At 65.1% G+C, this 16,489-nt stretch carries 18 protein-coding genes; 2 read left to right on the top strand and 16 right to left on the bottom strand.

The annotated features are described in order from the left end of the window. Positions 1-102 precede the first annotated feature (102 nt). Positions 103-2,469, top strand: a complete 2,367-nt coding sequence (locus tag IPF76_RS06375) for a TonB-dependent receptor (protein WP_293841106.1) — start codon at positions 103-105, stop codon at positions 2,467-2,469. Between the two features lie 242 nt (positions 2,470-2,711). On the opposite strand, the gene IPF76_RS06370 is transcribed toward IPF76_RS06375, so the two are convergent. Together IPF76_RS06370 and IPF76_RS06365 are read right to left on the bottom strand one after the other, a co-directional pair. After that, entirely contained in the window at positions 2,712-3,053 is a 342-nt protein-coding gene (locus IPF76_RS06370; protein ID WP_293841103.1) for a hypothetical protein, read from the bottom strand. 129 nt (positions 3,054-3,182) lie between these two features. Then, entirely contained in the window at positions 3,183-3,557 is a 375-nt protein-coding gene (locus IPF76_RS06365) for a VOC family protein (RefSeq protein ID WP_293841100.1), read from the bottom strand. A 97-nt stretch (positions 3,558-3,654) separates the two neighbouring features. On the opposite strand from IPF76_RS06365, the gene IPF76_RS06360 reads away from it, so the two are divergent. After that, the gene (locus IPF76_RS06360) at positions 3,655-4,197 is read left to right on the top strand and encodes a winged helix-turn-helix transcriptional regulator (protein WP_293841097.1); all 543 of its coding nucleotides are present in this window, start codon (positions 3,655-3,657) and stop codon (positions 4,195-4,197) included. Between the two features lie 23 nt (positions 4,198-4,220). Here IPF76_RS06360 and IPF76_RS06355 read toward each other — a convergent pair whose 3' ends face one another. The 14 genes from IPF76_RS06355 to IPF76_RS06290 form a co-directional block, all read right to left on the bottom strand. Then, positions 4,221-5,807, bottom strand: a complete 1,587-nt coding sequence (locus tag IPF76_RS06355) for a GMC family oxidoreductase N-terminal domain-containing protein (RefSeq protein ID WP_293841094.1) — start codon at positions 5,805-5,807, stop codon at positions 4,221-4,223. 83 nt (positions 5,808-5,890) lie between these two features. Further along, positions 5,891-6,211, bottom strand: coding sequence for a hypothetical protein (locus IPF76_RS06350; RefSeq protein ID WP_293841091.1), 321 nt, complete (start codon positions 6,209-6,211; stop codon positions 5,891-5,893). Continuing rightward, positions 6,208-7,122 carry a sterol desaturase family protein gene (locus IPF76_RS06345; protein WP_293841089.1) on the bottom strand — a complete coding sequence of 305 codons (915 nt, stop codon included), beginning with the start codon at positions 7,120-7,122 and terminating at the stop codon, positions 6,208-6,210. Before IPF76_RS06345 ends, IPF76_RS06350 begins: the two co-directional genes overlap by 4 nt. Further along, positions 7,115-7,522, bottom strand: a complete 408-nt coding sequence (locus IPF76_RS06340) for a hypothetical protein (RefSeq protein ID WP_293841086.1) — start codon at positions 7,520-7,522, stop codon at positions 7,115-7,117. The genes IPF76_RS06345 and IPF76_RS06340 overlap by 8 nt, the downstream gene beginning before the upstream one ends. After that, entirely contained in the window at positions 7,519-7,953 is a 435-nt protein-coding gene (locus tag IPF76_RS06335; protein WP_293841084.1) for a TIGR01244 family sulfur transferase, read from the bottom strand. Before IPF76_RS06335 ends, IPF76_RS06340 begins: the two co-directional genes overlap by 4 nt. A gap of 45 nt (positions 7,954-7,998) precedes the next feature. Next, positions 7,999-8,811 (bottom strand): sterol desaturase family protein, encoded by an 813-nt coding sequence (locus IPF76_RS06330; protein WP_293841081.1) that lies wholly within the window; start codon positions 8,809-8,811, stop codon positions 7,999-8,001. Positions 8,812-8,887: 76 nt separating this feature from the next. After that, a complete protein-coding gene (locus tag IPF76_RS06325; RefSeq protein WP_293841078.1) occupies positions 8,888-9,958 on the bottom strand; it encodes a helix-turn-helix domain-containing protein in 1,071 nt (356 codons plus the stop codon). A 70-nt stretch (positions 9,959-10,028) separates the two neighbouring features. Further along, on the bottom strand, positions 10,029-10,334 hold the full coding sequence (locus IPF76_RS06320) for a UrcA family protein (protein ID WP_293841075.1): 306 nt from the start codon (positions 10,332-10,334) through the stop codon (positions 10,029-10,031). Between the two features lie 147 nt (positions 10,335-10,481). Next, positions 10,482-12,263, bottom strand: coding sequence for a DNA helicase RecQ (recQ, locus tag IPF76_RS06315; protein ID WP_293841976.1), 1,782 nt, complete (start codon positions 12,261-12,263; stop codon positions 10,482-10,484). Between the two features lie 72 nt (positions 12,264-12,335). Then, positions 12,336-13,976, bottom strand: coding sequence for a YbaL family putative K(+) efflux transporter (gene ybaL, locus IPF76_RS06310; RefSeq protein ID WP_293841073.1), 1,641 nt, complete (start codon positions 13,974-13,976; stop codon positions 12,336-12,338). 67 nt (positions 13,977-14,043) lie between these two features. Continuing rightward, positions 14,044-15,099: an ACR3 family arsenite efflux transporter gene (gene arsB, locus IPF76_RS06305; RefSeq protein ID WP_293841070.1), complete on the bottom strand. Its 1,056-nt coding sequence runs from the start codon at positions 15,097-15,099 to the stop codon at positions 14,044-14,046. 1 nt (position 15,100) lies between these two features. Continuing rightward, positions 15,101-15,610 (bottom strand): arsenate reductase ArsC, encoded by a 510-nt coding sequence (locus tag IPF76_RS06300; RefSeq protein ID WP_293841067.1) that lies wholly within the window; start codon positions 15,608-15,610, stop codon positions 15,101-15,103. A 1-nt stretch (position 15,611) separates the two neighbouring features. Beyond that, positions 15,612-16,091 carry an ArsI/CadI family heavy metal resistance metalloenzyme gene (locus IPF76_RS06295; RefSeq protein ID WP_293841064.1) on the bottom strand — a complete coding sequence of 160 codons (480 nt, stop codon included), beginning with the start codon at positions 16,089-16,091 and terminating at the stop codon, positions 15,612-15,614. Further along, a complete protein-coding gene (locus tag IPF76_RS06290) occupies positions 16,088-16,432 on the bottom strand; it encodes a metalloregulator ArsR/SmtB family transcription factor (RefSeq protein ID WP_293841061.1) in 345 nt (114 codons plus the stop codon). Before IPF76_RS06290 ends, IPF76_RS06295 begins: the two co-directional genes overlap by 4 nt. Positions 16,433-16,489 lie beyond the last annotated feature (57 nt).

Here is a 16,489-nt window from a genome sequence, read left to right as displayed (position 1 = left end):
TAGTTGCGTGGGATACGCGGACCATTGCGAATTGCCGCGGACAGGCGCACCTCTCACGGCGCGACGGGGCAGAATGGCTCCGCGCTTCACAGGGAGGATATTATGCTCGCACGTTCCACGATGCTGGCCGGTCTGTCGCTGCTCGCGATCGCCGTCAGCAATCCCGCCGCGGCCCAAGACGCCGGCGCCGCTGAAGACGACAGCAACATCATCATCGTCACCGCGACCAAGCGCGACGCCAATCTTCAGGATATTCCCTTTTCGATCAACGCCCAGACGGCCGAGGATATCCAGAAATCGGGCGCCGTAACGCTCGAGGATCTGTCGCGCAACGTCGCGGGCCTGTCGGTCCAGAACCTCGGACCGGGCCAAAGCCAGGTGTCGGTACGCGGCGTTTCCGCGGGACAAGTTGTGCGCGACCAGCCCGGCGTCAAGGAACAGGTCGGGGTCTATCTCGACGAAAGCGTCATCTCGCTGTCGCTATTCACTCCCGACATCGACCTCTACGACCTCAACCGTGTCGAAACACTGCGCGGGCCGCAGGGCACCCTGTTCGGTTCGGGGTCGGTCGGCGGCACCATCCGCTACATCACCAACCAACCGAAGATCGGGGTGACCGAAGGCAGCGTCGAGGCGAACCTCAACCTTGTCAACGGCGACGACATCGGCGGCCATCTGAAGGGCGCAGTCAACATCCCGATGGGCGACACGGCAGCGATCCGCGCGGTCGGCTATTACACCCGCTACGGCGGCTTCATCAACGCGGTCGGCCCGGCGGGCGGCGATGACGTCAACAGCGGCGAACGCTATGGCGGCCGCCTCGCGCTGACGTTCGAGCCCAGCGATAATTTATCGATCACCCCGCGCGTGGTCTATCAAAAGATCACCGCCGACGGCTTCAACCGCCAGGATATCTACAATCTCTATGGCAACCGCTTCACGACGACGCGGCCGCAGGTCACCTATGACGAGCGTGAGCAATATCTGCTGCTGCGCGAAGGCTTCGAAGACGAAACGCTGATCGCCGACCTCAATCTCAATGTCGGGCTTGGCGGCGCCAAGCTGACGTCGGTCACCAGCTATATCAACCGCGACATTTTGGTCAGCCGCGACGCCAGCGCGCTGACCGGATCGGTGTCGGTCGATCTTGGCTTCCCGACCGCCGGGGTGCTGTTGCCGTCGAACCTGATCGACACCACCGACTTGGAAACCTGGTCGCAGGAACTGCGCATCGCATCGGACAATGACAGCCCGTTCCAGTGGGTGCTCGGCGCCTTCTATTCCAAGGTTGATCGCGTCTATAGCCAGACGCTGCCGACCCCCGGTTACGACGCGTTCACCGATGCGACGCTCGGCGCCGGAACCTCGGCGGCGGTGGCCAACGGCTTTGCCGCCAATTCGCCCTACAACGCCTTCCTGCCATATGATATCAAGCAGTTCGCGCTGTTCGGCGAGGTCAGCTATGACCTCAGCGATGCGTTCACCGCGACCGCGGGCGGGCGTTATTACGACTTCAAGGAAACGCGCAGCTTCAGATCGGGCGGGCTGTTCGCCAACGGCGACAATCGTACCGACAGCACCAAGTCGAGCGGTTTCACCCCGCGCTTCCTGCTGTCCTACGAACTCAGCGATGCGGTGACGGTCAATGCGCAGGCATCGAAGGGCTTCCGCCTCGGTGGTGTCAACGATCCCCTCAACCTGCCGCTCTGCACCCCCGCCGACGCGGCGCTGTTCGGCGGTTTCCAGGATTATGACGACGAATCGCTGTGGAATTACGAGCTGGGGATCAAGTCGCAGGGCCGCGGCTTCACCTTCAACGCCGCGGGTTTCTACAACGACATCAGGAATCTCCAGGTCACGCTCGATGCCGGCAGCTGTTCGTCGCGCATCGTCTTCAACGTCGACAAGGCACATTCGATGGGGGTCGAATTCGAACTCGGGCTATCGCCCGCCGACGGGCTTGATTTCAACCTGTCGGGCAGCCTGATCGAGGCTGAATTCGACACCACCCTACCCGGGGTGCTCGCCACCGCGACGGGGATCCGTGACGGCAACCGGCTGCCGTCGGTGCCGAAATTTCAGCTGTCGGCGTCGGGCAGCTATGAATGGCCGGTCGGCGATGCCGCGAACATGTATGTCGCCGCATCGTTCCAGCATGTCGGCACCCGCTTCACCCAGCCGGCCGATCAGGAAAACAACCCACGGACCTTCGTCCACGGTCTGCCCTTCGGCGGCGCGCCGGCGAGTTCTTCGACGACGGTCGACCTGCAATTGCCGGACTATCAGCTGGTCAATCTCAGCGCCGGGGTCGATTTCGACAATGGTCTGTCCCTGATCGCTTACGTCAACAATCTGTTCGACGAAAATGCGCTGCTGTCGTTCGATCGCGAACGCGGCGGGCGGGCGCGCCTCGGTTACACGGTCGGGCAGCCGCGCACCTTTGGCATCACCGCGCGCCAGACGTTCTGATCGTCATTACGAGCCAAAAACGGGCCGGTTCGGCGACGGACCGGCCACGTTTTGCTGCACGCTGCACTGCACAATAATTAGGCAGGCTTGCCGCAAATTTAGGCCTTCCCAACATGACATTAATATGGCATTCATTGCGTCAACAGTTTCAGGAGGGGAGAGCCTGAAAGGCTGGGCCGGGACGCAAGTCCCGGCCCTCTTTTTTTGCGCGCATAACAGGCCGCCGCAGAAGGTGCCTGATTTCAGGGTGTTCGCTGAAAGCGCAGCGTCGCAAAGACGCGCCAGCTGCCGTCATCATTTAGCACCGAATCGGTGACGATCAGTCGATCGGGCGCCCTGAGCACATAGGTCGAGCGCCCGATTTCAACATCGGCAGTGCCCCAATGATTGTGCCATTCCGACGCCGCAATACGCCCGCCGATCGGCCGCGTGCGCCCCGTGTTGTCGCTCCAGCTGCCGCGCACCCCGCCGTTGGCATCGACGCGGTAAATCGCCTCGGCCGCATAGTCTATCGGCGGCGTACCCGGCGCCCCCAATCGATAGACGAGCGCCGTCGCGCTGCCATCGGGCGCCGCCTTGATCACCAGCGTCGCGGTTGCCGTTTTGCCGAACGCGGTCCCCGCGCCAGTCCACGTCCCATGCCAGGAGCGAGCGACGGCGCCGGGTTCTGAGCCGCAGCGGGGGCCGCAGCGCCGCGGCGCCCCACCGCACCGTCATGCCGCCGCCTCCGACCGCGAAAACATGAAGGCATTGCCGTCGGGATCGTAGAAGGTGATGAGCTTGACGAGCCCCGGGATATGCTGGATGTCGCCATCCTGCCGCACCCCCTCGGCATCGAGATGCGCCTTGGCCGCATCGATGTCGGCGACCTCGAACACATTGGTTGCACCGCCGCCCTGCGCCACCGTCTCGACCTGACTGAGCCCGATATTGACCCCTGCCATCGGAGTCGCGAGCTCGCACCAGCCGATCTCGTCGGCACGGTAGAGCAACTTGCACAGCATCACCCGTTCGTACCAGGCGATCGACGCGGTGATATCCTTGACCCCCATCGAACAGGTGAGTTCGGATCCGATCCGAAGCGCCATGCCATTTCTCCCTTGCCTGCAAAGCGACCGGCCGCGCGCAGAATCGCCCGTCCCATATCGCTTGTCTCTAAGGTCCGGTTTGTATAGTTAGTTGTAAATGCGGTCAACCACAGCCGACCCTTTGCTTGTCCAGCTCGGCAGCCACCGCTGGCTGGTGCCGCTGCTCGCCGATCTGGCGGCGCATCGCGGCGCGCGCTTCGTCGAACTGGTTCATCGGCTGGGGCTGCCGCGCGACAGCCTGACCCGTACCCTCGACGCGGCAGCGACGCTTGGGTGGGTGCGGCGCAACCCCGGCCATGGCCACCCGCTGCGCCCCGAATATATACTGACCGAAGCGGGAATGGTTGCCGCCGCGCGCGCCGCAATGATTGCCGAGGCACAAGCCGCGATCGGCCTGCGGCCGGGGGCCACAACACGCTGGAGCCTGGCGCTGGTCGCCGGGATCAGTGCCGGCCACGACCGATTCAACGCGCTTTCGCGACTGCTTGCACCCGCCACCCCGCGCGCCTTGTCGCAGGGGCTGTCAGCGCTGGGTGAGCGTGGATTGGTGCGGCGCGAGGTGATCGATATGCGGCCACCGACGAGCCGCTATGATCTGACCCAAAATGGGCGATTGCTGGCAGCGGCGTGCTTCACTTAAGCCCTCCCGAAGGCGCGGCAATTCTATACCAAAGCCGCCTTCACAAAATCCGCCGCGCGCTCGCCGATCATGATGCTCGGCGCGTTGGTGTTGCCCGACACCAGCCGCGGCATAACGCTCGCGTCCGCGACCCACAGCCCCGCGATCCCGTTCAGTTTCAGCGTCGGATCGACCACAGCATCGGCATCGCTCCCCATCCGGCACGTGCCGACGGGGTGATAGACGGTGTCGGCGCGGCTGCGGATCAGCGTGTCGAGCGCGCGGTCGTCGGCCAGATCCACCGGATGCCGGTCGGCCCCGGCATAGTCCGAGAGCGGTGGCGCCGCCGCGATGCGGTGCATCATCCGCACCCCGGCCCGCAGTGTCGCCAGGTCGCGATCGTCGGTCAGGAAGCCCGGATCGATCGCGGGGGCCGCCGCGGCATCGGCGGACGCCAGCCGTACCGTCCCCCGGCTTTCCGGGCGCAGCACGCACGCGTGGCACGAAAAACCGTGCCCCTTGACCTTGGCCCGCCCATGATCCTCGAGCATCGCGGGCACGAAATGATATTGGATGTCGGGCGCGGGCAGGTCGGGGCGCGATTTCCAGAAGCCTCCAGCCTCGGCAAAACAGGTGGTCATGATCCCGCTGCGCCGGGTGCGATGTTCGAAGATCGCCTTCACCATCCGCCAGGTGCCGCCAAGGCTGTCGCCGAACGGATCGGTCGAGCGCGTCTCCCAGCTCGACACATAGTCGATATGGTCCTGCAGATTGTCGCCCACTCCGGCGCGATCGGCCACCACGTCCAACCCCATATCCGTCAGATGCGCGCCCGGCCCGATACCCGACAGCATCAGGATTTGCGGGCTGCCGAAGGCACCCGCCGACAGCACCACTCCACCGCGCGCACGCAGCGCCTCGCGTTTCGACCCGCGGCGGATCACGACGCCGGTCGCGCGCCCGTCCTCGACCAATATCTTCTCGACCAGCGCGCCAGTGCGGATGTCAAGGTTCGCCCGCCCGCGTAGCGGCTCGACATAAGCGCGCGCCGCCGACCAGCGTTCGCCGCCCTTCTGCGTCACCTGATAAAGCCCGAACCCTTCGTTGTTCGGTCCATTGAAATCGCCCGTCCGCGGCAATTGCAGCGCAGCCGCGCTCTCGATGAAGCGCTTGCTCGTCACATTGGGCCAGCGCTGGTCGGTGACGTTGAGCGGCCCGTCGCCGCCATGAAATTCGTCGCCGCCACGCTCATTGCCTTCGCTGCGTTTGAAGTACGGCAGCACATCGGCATAGCTCCACCCCGTCGCACCGAGCGCTTCCCACTGTTCGTAATCGAACCGGTGGCCGCGGATGTAGACCATCGCATTGATCGCGCTCGATCCGCCCAGGCCGCGCCCGCGCGGCTGATATCCGGTGCGGCCGTTCAATCCTGGCTGAGGGAGCGTCTCATATCGATAGTTCGACGATTGGGGGATGAAGGGCATCAGGCCCGGCGTCTTGACCCGCACCATGTCGTTGGTCCCGCCCGCCTCGACCAGACACACGGTCCGCGTCCCATCCTCGGCAAGCCGTCCTGCCGCCGCGCTCCCCGCGCTGCCGCCGCCGATGACAATGATGTCGAACTGATCCATGTACCGCTCCCCTCGCCACCGGTTCGGTGGTCAATCGGGACTTACATGAATGTCATTAGACGGCGACGCAAGGGCTATGCGCGTCAGATACAGTCTCCGGTGAAGCAGACGGCCAGAAGAAACGCCGACGCCAGAATAGCGGGCAGCATCAAGACGACTGCGAACATCAGCATCACGCAGCCCCCGGCAATCAGCCGTCCGTCTCCGCGCCGCCACGCAAGAGTGGCGCTCAGCAAGTAAAGTGGCACGGCAGAGAGAAAGAACGGACCCGACAGCCCGCTCAATTCCTTGCCGCCATAATAAGCGACCAGAAGAAGGGCCGGGGGAATACTGCCCGCGACGAGAGCAACGACGTCCCAATATTTCCAACGCGCAAAGCGGCTTAGCGCCGACCGCAGGCTCACTCCGCCGCGTCTTCGCTCGTTCGCCCCGCTGCCCAGCGGTCCTTGATCATCGCGCTCGTCGCGCGGCTGCCATCGTGGCTCCAACCGGGCTCGCGCCAGATATAGCTCAGCTTATGCTTCCACGGGGCAGCCCACACATCCTTCGCGATCCCGACCCATTCATGGACCGCCGCCCACAATATGTTGAAACTTCCCAGCTGCTTGACAATGCCATAGCGCACCGGCTCGTCGTCGCGCTCGGAAACGAAACTGCCAAACATCTTGTCCCAGATGATGAAAACCCCGGCATAATTGGCGTCCAGATAGCGCGGGTTGACGCCGTGGTGGACTCGGTGGTGCGACGGGGTGTTCATCACCGCCTCGAACCAATGGGGCAACCGCCTGATCGCCTCGGTATGGATCCAGAACTGATAGATCAGGTTCAGTCCCGCACAGAAAAATACCATCGCGGGCGGAAAGCCGATCAGAAACAAGGGCAGGCGGAACAGGAAAGTCAGGCTGAAAAAGCCCGTCCACGTCTGCCGCAGCGCGGTCGAGAGATTATAATGCTGGCTCGAATGGTGGATGACATGGCTCGCCCAGAACCAGCGCACCCGGTGGGCGCTACGGTGGAAGGCGTAATAGGCCAGATCATCGAGGAAGAAGCAGAGCACCCACGCCCACCACCAGCTGGCGAATTCGATGCCGATGTCGAACAGCCGGAACTGATAGACCCACACCGACGCCGCGATCACCCCCGCGCCGACCAGCGCGCCCGCGACTTGGCTGCCAGTGCCGAGCATCAACGAGGTCAGCGTGTCGCGCGCCTCGTACCGGCTTTTGTCGGCGCGCAGCGAGATGATCATCTCGGCGATCAGCAGCAGGATGAAGGCGGGCACCGCATAGGTGACCGGATCGGGAAGTTCAGGCACGCCCGATCTCCCGCATTCGCGACGCCCACATCCCGGCGTCCTTGCCCAGATGCAGCGTCACGGCGCCGAACGTCTTTTCGGGCATCGTGAGGGTCAGGAAATCCTTGTCGAGCCGCCCCATCACATGGCTATCGATCGGCCGCGCCGCGAAATGATTGCCGTGCGCGCGCACCAGCAGTTGGCGTCCCTCGGCGTTGCGGACGATCGCCGCGAAGCCCGCGCGGTCGCGCGCCACCTCAATCCCGCGAAAGCCCGCCTCGGCCTCTTCGGCGAGGCGGATCGCGTGCGCATCGTCGTCGATCCGCGGATCGGCGCCCAGTCCCATCTTGCCCACCAGCCACACGACGAACAGCACCGCGACCACCGATCCGCCAAGCTGGGCCAGTTCGGCGAGGGTCACCGCTCGCCCGCCAGCGCATCGAGCATCGGACGCAGCCCCGACAGATCATAACCCGCATGACCCGCCGCCTCGCAAATCGCGTCGACATCGTCACCCGCGCGCGCGCGGTTCAACGCCCACAAATGGGTCGAGCGCGTCCCCGAGCGGCAATAGGCCAGCACCGGCCCCGCCGCCCCCGCCAGCACCGCGTCGAGCGCGTCGAGCTGCGGATGGCTGAACCCCGCATGCCCCACCGGGATCGCGGCATAGGCCAAGCCCTCGGCCGCCGCGGCCCCGGCGATGTCGTCGCCCTGCGGCGCTTCGGGTTCCTCGCCATCGGGTCGGTTGTTGACGATCATCGCAAAGCCCGCGGCCTTCGCCTCGGCCACATCCGCAAGGGATATCTGTGGGGCGACGCTATAGTCGGCGGACAGGGTACGAAAATCGCTCATCGCCGCGATGTATAGGACGCGCGGTTTGACTGACAAGCGCGAAAGCTACGCCGCCGCGGGCGCAGCGTCGCGATCCTGTCCCGCCGGGCGCGCGACGACCGCGTGAAAGCGCTCCGCATAATGCGGATGCTCGGTCCCCATCCATCGGTCCCACCAGGTAAAATAGAGTCCGTAATTGCGGTTGAAACCGCCGCTGTGGTGCAGGTCGTGATGCGTCGTGGTGTTGATCCAGCGCGTCAGCGGCGTCGACAGCCACCAGCGCGGGTGCAGCTCGAACCCCGCATGCCCCATCGCGTTGCGGACGATCTGGAACAGGATCCACGTCAGCATCACCCATCCCGGGGTCGCGACAAGGGCCAGCCAGATCGGCACGAAGGCGATCATCACAAAGGCTTCGGGGATGGCAAAGCTGTACGCCGCCCAGGGCGTCGGGGTGATCGAGCGATGATGCGCGCGGTGAAAGGTCTTGAACAGGCGCGGATGATGCATCGCGCGGTGGACCCAATAGAAATAGGCATCATGCGCGACGATGATCGCCGCGAGCAGCGCCAGATCGCCCGCCCAGCCATAGCTGCCCTCGAACCGGTGCAGCACCCCGATGTCGATGCCCCAGATGATGAACGCCGACACCAAAGTATAGACCCCCACCGTCTGGACCGACTGGGCGAATTCGCGGCGCTGGTCGGCCATCGTCGCCTCGCGCGTCTGAATCTTGCGCGTCCTCAGCGTGGTGCGTCGCAGCCCCCACACGATCACCGCGACGGCGGCCGCCGCGACCAGGTAGCGCCCGAAATCGAAGGCAAAGACGAACGGTCCCTTGGTCAGCAAGATGTGGAGCGGTGGAATGGCGTCGAACATCAAACAATCCTGTCGGTGGCGGATGCCCCGGTGGAACACACCCGCCGCATTCCCGCTCCGCAATGGTAGAAATCGGCTAGCCGATTTCGGAATCGCCCAGCCGCGCCGCTCCTGCCCGCGCTCGATAATCGGTCGGGGTCATCCCCTCGGCATCGCGAAAGGCGCGGTTGAACGGCCCGAGCGAACCGAAACCCGCATCGAGCGCGATGGTCAGGATCGGGACCTCGCGCTGCGCCGGGTCGGCGAGCGCCGCACGTATTTCGTCGAGACGAAAGCCGTTCAGAAAGGCGGTGAAATTGCGAAAGCCCATTTCGCCATTGATCGCGCGCCGCACCCGATATTCAGGTTCACCCAGCCTCGCCGCGAGCATCGCGATCGAAAAACCTTCGGCGCGGTACGCCCGCTCGTCGGCCATCACCGCGTGCAATCGTTGCGCGAGTAACGACGGCGCGGCGGACGGTTTGACACGTTTTGGCGCCATGCCCGGCGCCGCGAACAGCTCGGCCAAGCGAAAGCGATAAAGGCCGACCGACACGACAAAGGTGGCGATCACGATAGCGACCAACGTCAAAAATCGCCCAGGGTCAGGGTTCATGTCCCGGTTGTGAAACATCTCGATAAAGGTTGCGAGCAGGATGAAGCCGCCGATCGCGCCGACGAGCGCCGCGCGAAAGCCCCGCCGCGCTTCGATCAGGTCGTGGGCGCGCCCGCGCCACGCGATCCACATGCCTGCCACCGCAAAGGCGAACATGCCGATGCGCACCAGCACCCAGATTTCCAGACTGAACCAGTCCAACGCACCGATCAACGAAATCTGGATCAGCGGCAATATCGCGAAAACAGCAACGATCAGCCAGCTACGCCAGCCAATCCGCTGCTGGTCGTCAAACCACAGCCGCACGAAAAGCCAGAAAAAAGCCGGCACCATCACCGAAAGCGCATCGCAGATCGCATAGGGAAACCGCGCCGGACCCTCGGGCCGGAAGATAGGCACGAGCAGATAAGCGATGATCGCCAGGTTCATAGCGATGGCGACGCGCGCGGCCAGCACATCATGATAGTCGCGCGCCAGGATCGCGATCCACAGCAGGAACAGCGCAATGGCGCCGCCACGAATCATTGGATCGAGGATCAACAGCGCCGTCATCGCGCCCTGCTACTGCAAGCAATGCCGGGACGCCACCGTCGGCGACACGCCCGGCTTCGGGCGGCATGGCTCATTGCTCGGCGAGCTGCTGCAGCTGGCGGGAGCGCAGCTTTTTCAGCGCCAGCCCGCGCATCGTGTCGCGGCATTCGCGCGCCGCGCGGCGCGCCTGGATGGTCAGATGCTCGACATCGTTGCGGCATGCCACCTTCGCGGCGCGCGCGAGCCGGAGATGCGCTGTCTTCACGTCGGCGGGCGCGCCGAGGTCGAGTGCGCGGATGTCGACGCGGACGGTTGCGGGGGCGTCGGACGCCTGCGCGGTCATCGGAAACGCGGCAAGCCATGCGGCGACGAGCGCGCGAACGAAGGGAGAGCTCATGGTCGTAATCCTTTCATCGATCGGAACCACACAAGCGATGCGGCCCGATGAAAGGCGAAGTGGCGACGATGGCGGCGCTCTTCGCGCCGCGTTCCGAATTAGACTAGTCATTTGCGAAATCGACCAGCCGCGCGGCGGCTGATCGGGTCAGAAGTGGCGGATTACCGCCAGAAACGCATCGCCCCACGCCTCGAGCTTTTTGGCTCCGACCCCCGGGATCGTCCCCATCGCGTCCGCCGTCGCGGGCTTTTCGGTTGCCATCGCGCGCAGCACCGCGTCGTGAAAGATCACATAGGGCGGCACATTGGCTTCGGCGGCGAGCTCGCGCCGCGTCGCGCGGAGCGCGTCGAACAGCGGATCGCCGATCGGGTTGGCAGCCCCCGCCCCAGCGCCGCCGCGCGCTTCGCGTTTGGTGCGCTTGACCGGCGGCTCGGCAATCAGCACCGGTGCCACGCCCTTCATCATCGCGCGCGCGCTCGGGCCGAGCATCAGCCCTCCATGCTCGGTCGTCTCGAGCGCCTCGCGCGCCACCAGCGTGCGCACCAGCGACTTGATCAGCCGCGCCTCGTCGCCCGCGACGATCCCGAACACCGACAATTTGTCATGGCCCCGGCCGACGATCCGCTCGTCGCTGCGCCCGGTCAGCACCGCCTCGATATGCCCCGCGCCATAGCTTTGTCCGGTGCGATAAACCGCAGACAGCAGCTTTTGCGCGAGCACCGTCGCGTCGACCTGCGCCGCGGGGTCGAGGCAATTGTCGCAATTACCGCAGCGCGGCGGGGGATTTTCGCCGAAATGGCGCAGCAACTGCGCGCGGCGGCACTCGACCGTTTCGACCAGCGCCGCGAGCGCGTTCAACCGCACCCGCTCGCCCGGCACGCGCGCCTCGGGCAGCTCGCTGAGCCTCATTCTTGCTTTGGCGAAATCGTCGGCGCCCCACAGCATCATCGCCTCAGCGGGGTCGCCGTCGCGGCCGGCGCGGCCGGTTTCCTGATAGTAGCTTTCGATCGATTTGGGCAGCGCGGCGTGCGCGACAAAGCGCACGTCGGGCTTGTCGATCCCCATCCCGAAGGCGACCGTCGCAGTGACGATGCCGTCCTCCGACGCGACAAAATCATGCTGGACGCGCGCCCGCACCTCGGGATCAAGCCCGGCGTGATAGGCGGCGACCGGCCGCCCCATCGCCTTCGCCAATTGCTCCGCCAGCCGTTCGGTGCCGCTGCGCGTCGGGCAATAGACGATCCCCGGCCCCGGATTGGCGGCGATGAATTCGACCAGCTGGCGTGCGGGTGTCACCCGCGGCCGGATCGCGTAACGAATATTCGGCCGGTCGAAGCCCGCAAGGATCAGCCCCTCAGGCGGGATCCCCAGCTGGACCAAAATATCGTCGCGTGTATGCGCGTCGGCGGTCGCGGTCAGCGCGAGCCGCGGCACCGCCGGAAACGCATCGAGCAACGGGCGCAGCAGTCGGTAGTCGGGCCGGAAGTCATGTCCCCATTCACTGACGCAATGCGCCTCGTCGATTGCGAACAATGCTGGGGTCTTTGCCTCGAGCAGCGCGCGAAACCCCTCGCCCGTCGCGCGTTCGGGCGCCACATAGAGGAGGTCGAGTTCGCCGTCGCGATAGCGCTGCCGCGTTTCGGCGCCATCGGCGTCGACGCTGGTCAATGAGGCGGCGCGAATCCCGGCCGCGCGCGCCCCGCGTAGTTGGTCGTGCATCAGCGCGATCAGCGGCGACACGACGACGGCGCAGCCATCGAGTGCGACCGCGGGCAGCTGGTACGTCAACGACTTGCCCGCCCCGGTCGGCATCACCGCCAGCGTCCGCTGGCACGCCATCACGCGGTCGACAACATCACTTTGACGGCCACGGAAATGGTCGAAGCCGAAGGTGGATTTCAGGAGGGGGAGCAGCGCGTCGGCGGACATTGTGAGGCGGCGATAGGCAAGTTGCGGGAGTGGGGGAAGCCCCGTCTCATCCATTCCTACCCTTTTCCGGGGTTATACCAAAGTCAACATCGCCCGTTCCGCCATCCGTGCCGCGGTTTCGCGTTCGGCCATCACGACATGGTCGGCGCCGCGGCGCACCAGATCTGCGACCTCTTCGTCCGAATGCGCGCGCGCCACGATCACCAGCTTCGGATTGATCGCACGCGCCCGCCGCACGATTGCTCCTGCCTCGACGCCCTCGGGGATCGCGATCAGCAGGGTCGATGCGGTGTCGAGTCCCGCTTGCCGCAAAATGCTTTCCTTGGTCGCGTCGCCGACGATCACCGTTGCGCCGGTCGCTCGCGCGGCTGCCGCCATATCCTTCTGGTCCTCGATCACCGTCAGCCCCTCGCCGCGCCCGCAGATCAGCGTGCCGATATGGCTGCCCACCCGGCCAAAGCCGATCAGCACCACGCCGGCGTTGCACAGCGCGGCGGCTTCCTCGCTCGCCGTATCGACCGGTTCGGGCGCCGCGTCGGCGCGGATGCGCCGCACCGCCAGCGTGAACAGGATCGGGTTGACCAGGATCGACAGCAAGGCACCCGCCAAGATCAGATCGCGTCCCGTCTCGGGCAGCACCCCCAAGCCAACTCCCAGCCCCGCGAGGATGAACGAAAATTCGCCGATCTGCGCCAGGCTGACCGACACCGTCAGCGCGGTTTGTGACGTGTGACCGAACGCGCGGACCAGCGCAAAGGCGGCGAGCGATTTGCCGATGACGATGATCGCCACCGTCGCCAGCACCGGTCCCGGTTGCTCGACGAGCACATTGGGGTCAAACAACATGCCGACCGACACGAAAAACAGTACCGCAAAGGCATCGCGCAGCGGCAGCGTTTCTTCGGCGGCGCGGCGGCTAAGCTGCGTTTCGCCGAGAATCATGCCCGCGAAAAACGCCCCGAGCGCGAACGACACGTCGAAAATCACCGCCGCGCCGAACGCCACCCCCAACGCGATCGCCAGCACTGCAAGTCGGAACAGCTCGCGCGACCCGGTGTGCGCGGCCCAATGCAGCACCCACGGTAGGATGCGGCGCGCAACCACGAACATGAAGGCGACGAATCCGACGACCTTGAGCAGGACGATTGCCGCCGATTGGAGCAGTCCGGCGCTGCTTCCCTCATCGCCGCGATCGCCGAACATCGCCGGCAGCAGGACAAGCGCCAGCACCATGACCAGATCCTCGACGATCAGCCAGCCGACCGCGATCCGCCCCTTTTCGGTCTCGACCATGTCGCGCGCCTGCAAGGCACGCAGTAGGACAACCGTGCTCGCCACCGACAGCGCCAGCCCGAACACCGCGCTGCCCTCGATAGACCAGCCGAGCCACAGCCCGAGCATGATCCCGAGCGCCCACGCCACCGCAATTTGCGCAATCGCCCCCGGCACTGCGATCTTGCGCACCGACAGCAAGTCTTTCAGCGAAAAATGCAGCCCGACCCCGAACATCAGCAGGATGACGCCGATCTCGGCCAGCTGCATCGCCAACCCGGTGTCGGCGACGAACCCCGGCGTAAACGGCCCGACGAGCACTCCGGCGAGCAAATAGCCCGCAATCGGCGAAATCCGCAGCCGGTGCGCCAGCGCGCCCATCAGGAACGCGACGCCAAGCCCGGCCACGATGGTACCGATCAGGGTGGTGTCATGCGGCATGGTTCATGCCTAGGGGGCGGGCACGCGGGGGGTCAACCCAACCCAATGAATTTCGTGGTGAAAAGCCTCAGTTGTCGTGCGGCACGCTGTCCGGGAACCAGCGCCGCCCGAACCAGAAGGCCAGGTTGACGAGCAGGATCAGCACCGGCACCTCGACCAGCGGGCCGATCACTGCGGCAAAGGCCACCGGCGAAGCCAGCCCGAACGCCGCAATCGCGACCGCGATCGCCAGCTCGAAATTATTGCCCGCCGCGGTAAAGGCGACCGCGGTGGTGCGCGGATAATCGGCGGCAATCCATTTGCCCATCGCAAAACTGATCACAAATTGTAGGACGAAATAGATCGTCAGCGGCACCGCGATGCGCAGCGCGTCGAACGGCAGCGTCAGGATTTCGCCGCCCTTTAGGCTGAACATCGCGGCGATGGTGAACAGCAGCGCGACCAGGGTGATCGGCGCGATGCGCGGCAGGAAGCGGGTTTCGTACCATTGCTCGCCCTTCGCGCGCACCAGCAGCGTGCGGGTCAGGAACCCGGCGAGGAAGGGGATGCCGAGATAGATCAGCACCGCCTCGGCGATCATCCAGGTGTCGATGGCGATCAGCTGCCCCTCCAGCCCGAGCAACGGCGGCAGGAAGGTCAGGAAAAACCACGCATAGGCGCTGAAAAACAGAATCTGGAACAGCGAGTTGAACGCGACCAGCGCCGCGACATATTGATTGTCGCCCTTCGCCAGCTGGTTCCACACCAGCACCATCGCGATGCAGCGCGCGAGGCCGATCAGGATAACCCCGGTCATATAGGCGGGCTCGTCGCGCAGGAAGATCACCGCGAGGACGAACATCAGCACCGGGCCGATCAGCCAGTTCTGGACCAGCGACAGCATCAGCACCCGCCGATCCTCGAACACCTGCGGCAGCGCGGCATAGCGCACCCGCGCCAGCGGCGGGTACATCATCAGGATCAGGCCGATCGCGATCGGCAGGTTTGTCGTCCCGACGCTCATCGCGTCGATCCGCGCCGGCAGCGCCGGAAACAGCGTCCCCAGCGCGACGCCCAATGCCATCGCGAGGAAAATCCACAGCGTCAGATAACGGTCGAGAAAGCCGAGGCGGCGGCGTTGCATGTCAGGCGGCCCCTTCCATCGCGCCAATGGCGTTCAGCGCAGCGCGCCGCTCCGCCGGGGTCATGGTTTCGAGCGGCAGCGCCAGCATCGCACGGACGCGCATGTCGAGCAGGCGGTATGTTTCGGCAAAGGCGGCATCGACCGCCGCCTCGTCGCATGCGACATCGGCGGGATCGGGCAGCCCCCAATGCGCGCGCACCGGCGCGCCGGTGAACAGCGGGCACGCCTCGCCCGCCGCATTGGCACAAACGGTGATCGCGATGTCGATGCGCGGCGCGCCGGGCGCGGCAAATTCATCCCAGCTTTTCGAGCGGAAAGCCGCTATGTCATAGCCCTCGCGCGCCAGGAGCCGGAGCGCGCCGGGATGCGGCACGCCTTTCGGCTGGCTCCCTGCACTGTACGCGCGAACCCGGCCCGCGCCCTTTCGCGCGATGATGGCTTCGCCCAAAATACTGCGTGCCGAATTGCCCGTACACAGCACCAATATGTTCAGCCCCTCCCCCGCGGTCATGTCAGCAGCAGCCGACCTTGACCGGAGCCGCCTGCGGCATGGTGGGAACGCAGCACGCGCCCTCGGCGGCATTGTCCGATGCCAGCAGCGCAAAATCGGGGCTGTCGCCGTACACCGTCGCTTCGCCGTTGGTCAGGAAGGCTTCCCACACCACGCCATCGGGATCGGCGACCCAGCTCTTTTCGGATTTGGCGTAACAACAGGTCGTCGCGCCTTCCTCCAAAACCGGGGCTCCGGCATCTTTCAGTCGCCCATAGACCGCCGCCAGCTCCGCTTCATCCTCGACCTGCAAGCCGACATGCTCAATCCCGCGATGCGCGCCGTCGCGCACCGAGATCGCGAAATTGATTCGCGGATCGTCGAGCATCCATTTCGCATAATCGGGCTTGGTCACGCTTGGCGCGGTGCCGAACAGCCCCGAGTAAAAAGCGATCGACTTGTCGAGGTCGGCAACCCCGACATGCAAATGAAACCGGCTCATGCGGCAGTCCTTTCTGTCGTATCTTTGGTGTTACAGGGCGCGGCAGGCACGCAGACCGCGCCCCCGCAACAATTTTCCATCAGGAAGCCAAGCAGCGCGGTCATCGCGCCATAATCGGCCGAATAGATCAGCGACCGGCCGTCGCGCCGCTGCGCGATCAGCCCGGCGTTGTTCAACTGCGCGAGGTGAAAGCTGAGTGACGACGCGGGCACCCCCAGCGCCTCGGCAATCGCGCCCGCGGCAAGCCCTTCCGGCCCCGCCTGTACGAGCAGCCGGAACAGCGCCAACCGATGCTCCTGCGCGAGCGCGCTCAGCGCGCGAACAACCGTCTCCGACTCCATCGCCACCTCCGTGATTCGATAATTGTCGAAATATGGAAATCAGAGCGGGGCGTCAAT

This window comes from Sphingopyxis sp. (genome assembly GCF_016704835.1).
GTDB lineage: Bacteria > Pseudomonadota > Alphaproteobacteria > Sphingomonadales > Sphingomonadaceae > Sphingopyxis.
This window is presented reverse-complemented; position numbering and strand designations above follow the sequence as displayed.

Coding starts and splice junctions, on each gene's coding strand:
- IPF76_RS06375 (WP_293841106.1), top strand. CDS start 103: ATGCTCGCACGTTCCACGATGCTGGCCGGTCTGTCGCTGCTCGCGATC.
- IPF76_RS06365 (WP_293841100.1), bottom strand. CDS start 3,557: ATGGCGCTTCGGATCGGATCCGAACTCACCTGTTCGATGGGGGTCAAG.
- IPF76_RS06360 (WP_293841097.1), top strand. CDS start 3,655: ATGCGGTCAACCACAGCCGACCCTTTGCTTGTCCAGCTCGGCAGCCAC.
- IPF76_RS06355 (WP_293841094.1), bottom strand. CDS start 5,807: ATGGATCAGTTCGACATCATTGTCATCGGCGGCGGCAGCGCGGGGAGC.
- IPF76_RS06335 (WP_293841084.1), bottom strand. CDS start 7,953: ATGAGCGATTTTCGTACCCTGTCCGCCGACTATAGCGTCGCCCCACAG.
- IPF76_RS06330 (WP_293841081.1), bottom strand. CDS start 8,811: ATGTTCGACGCCATTCCACCGCTCCACATCTTGCTGACCAAGGGACCG.
- IPF76_RS06325 (WP_293841078.1), bottom strand. CDS start 9,958: ATGACGGCGCTGTTGATCCTCGATCCAATGATTCGTGGCGGCGCCATT.
- IPF76_RS06320 (WP_293841075.1), bottom strand. CDS start 10,334: ATGAGCTCTCCCTTCGTTCGCGCGCTCGTCGCCGCATGGCTTGCCGCG.
- recQ (WP_293841976.1), bottom strand. CDS start 12,263: ATGTCCGCCGACGCGCTGCTCCCCCTCCTGAAATCCACCTTCGGCTTC.
- ybaL (WP_293841073.1), bottom strand. CDS start 13,976: ATGCCGCATGACACCACCCTGATCGGTACCATCGTGGCCGGGCTTGGC.
- arsB (WP_293841070.1), bottom strand. CDS start 15,099: ATGCAACGCCGCCGCCTCGGCTTTCTCGACCGTTATCTGACGCTGTGG.
- IPF76_RS06300 (WP_293841067.1), bottom strand. CDS start 15,610: ATGACCGCGGGGGAGGGGCTGAACATATTGGTGCTGTGTACGGGCAAT.
- IPF76_RS06295 (WP_293841064.1), bottom strand. CDS start 16,091: ATGAGCCGGTTTCATTTGCATGTCGGGGTTGCCGACCTCGACAAGTCG.
- IPF76_RS06290 (WP_293841061.1), bottom strand. CDS start 16,432: ATGGAGTCGGAGACGGTTGTTCGCGCGCTGAGCGCGCTCGCGCAGGAG.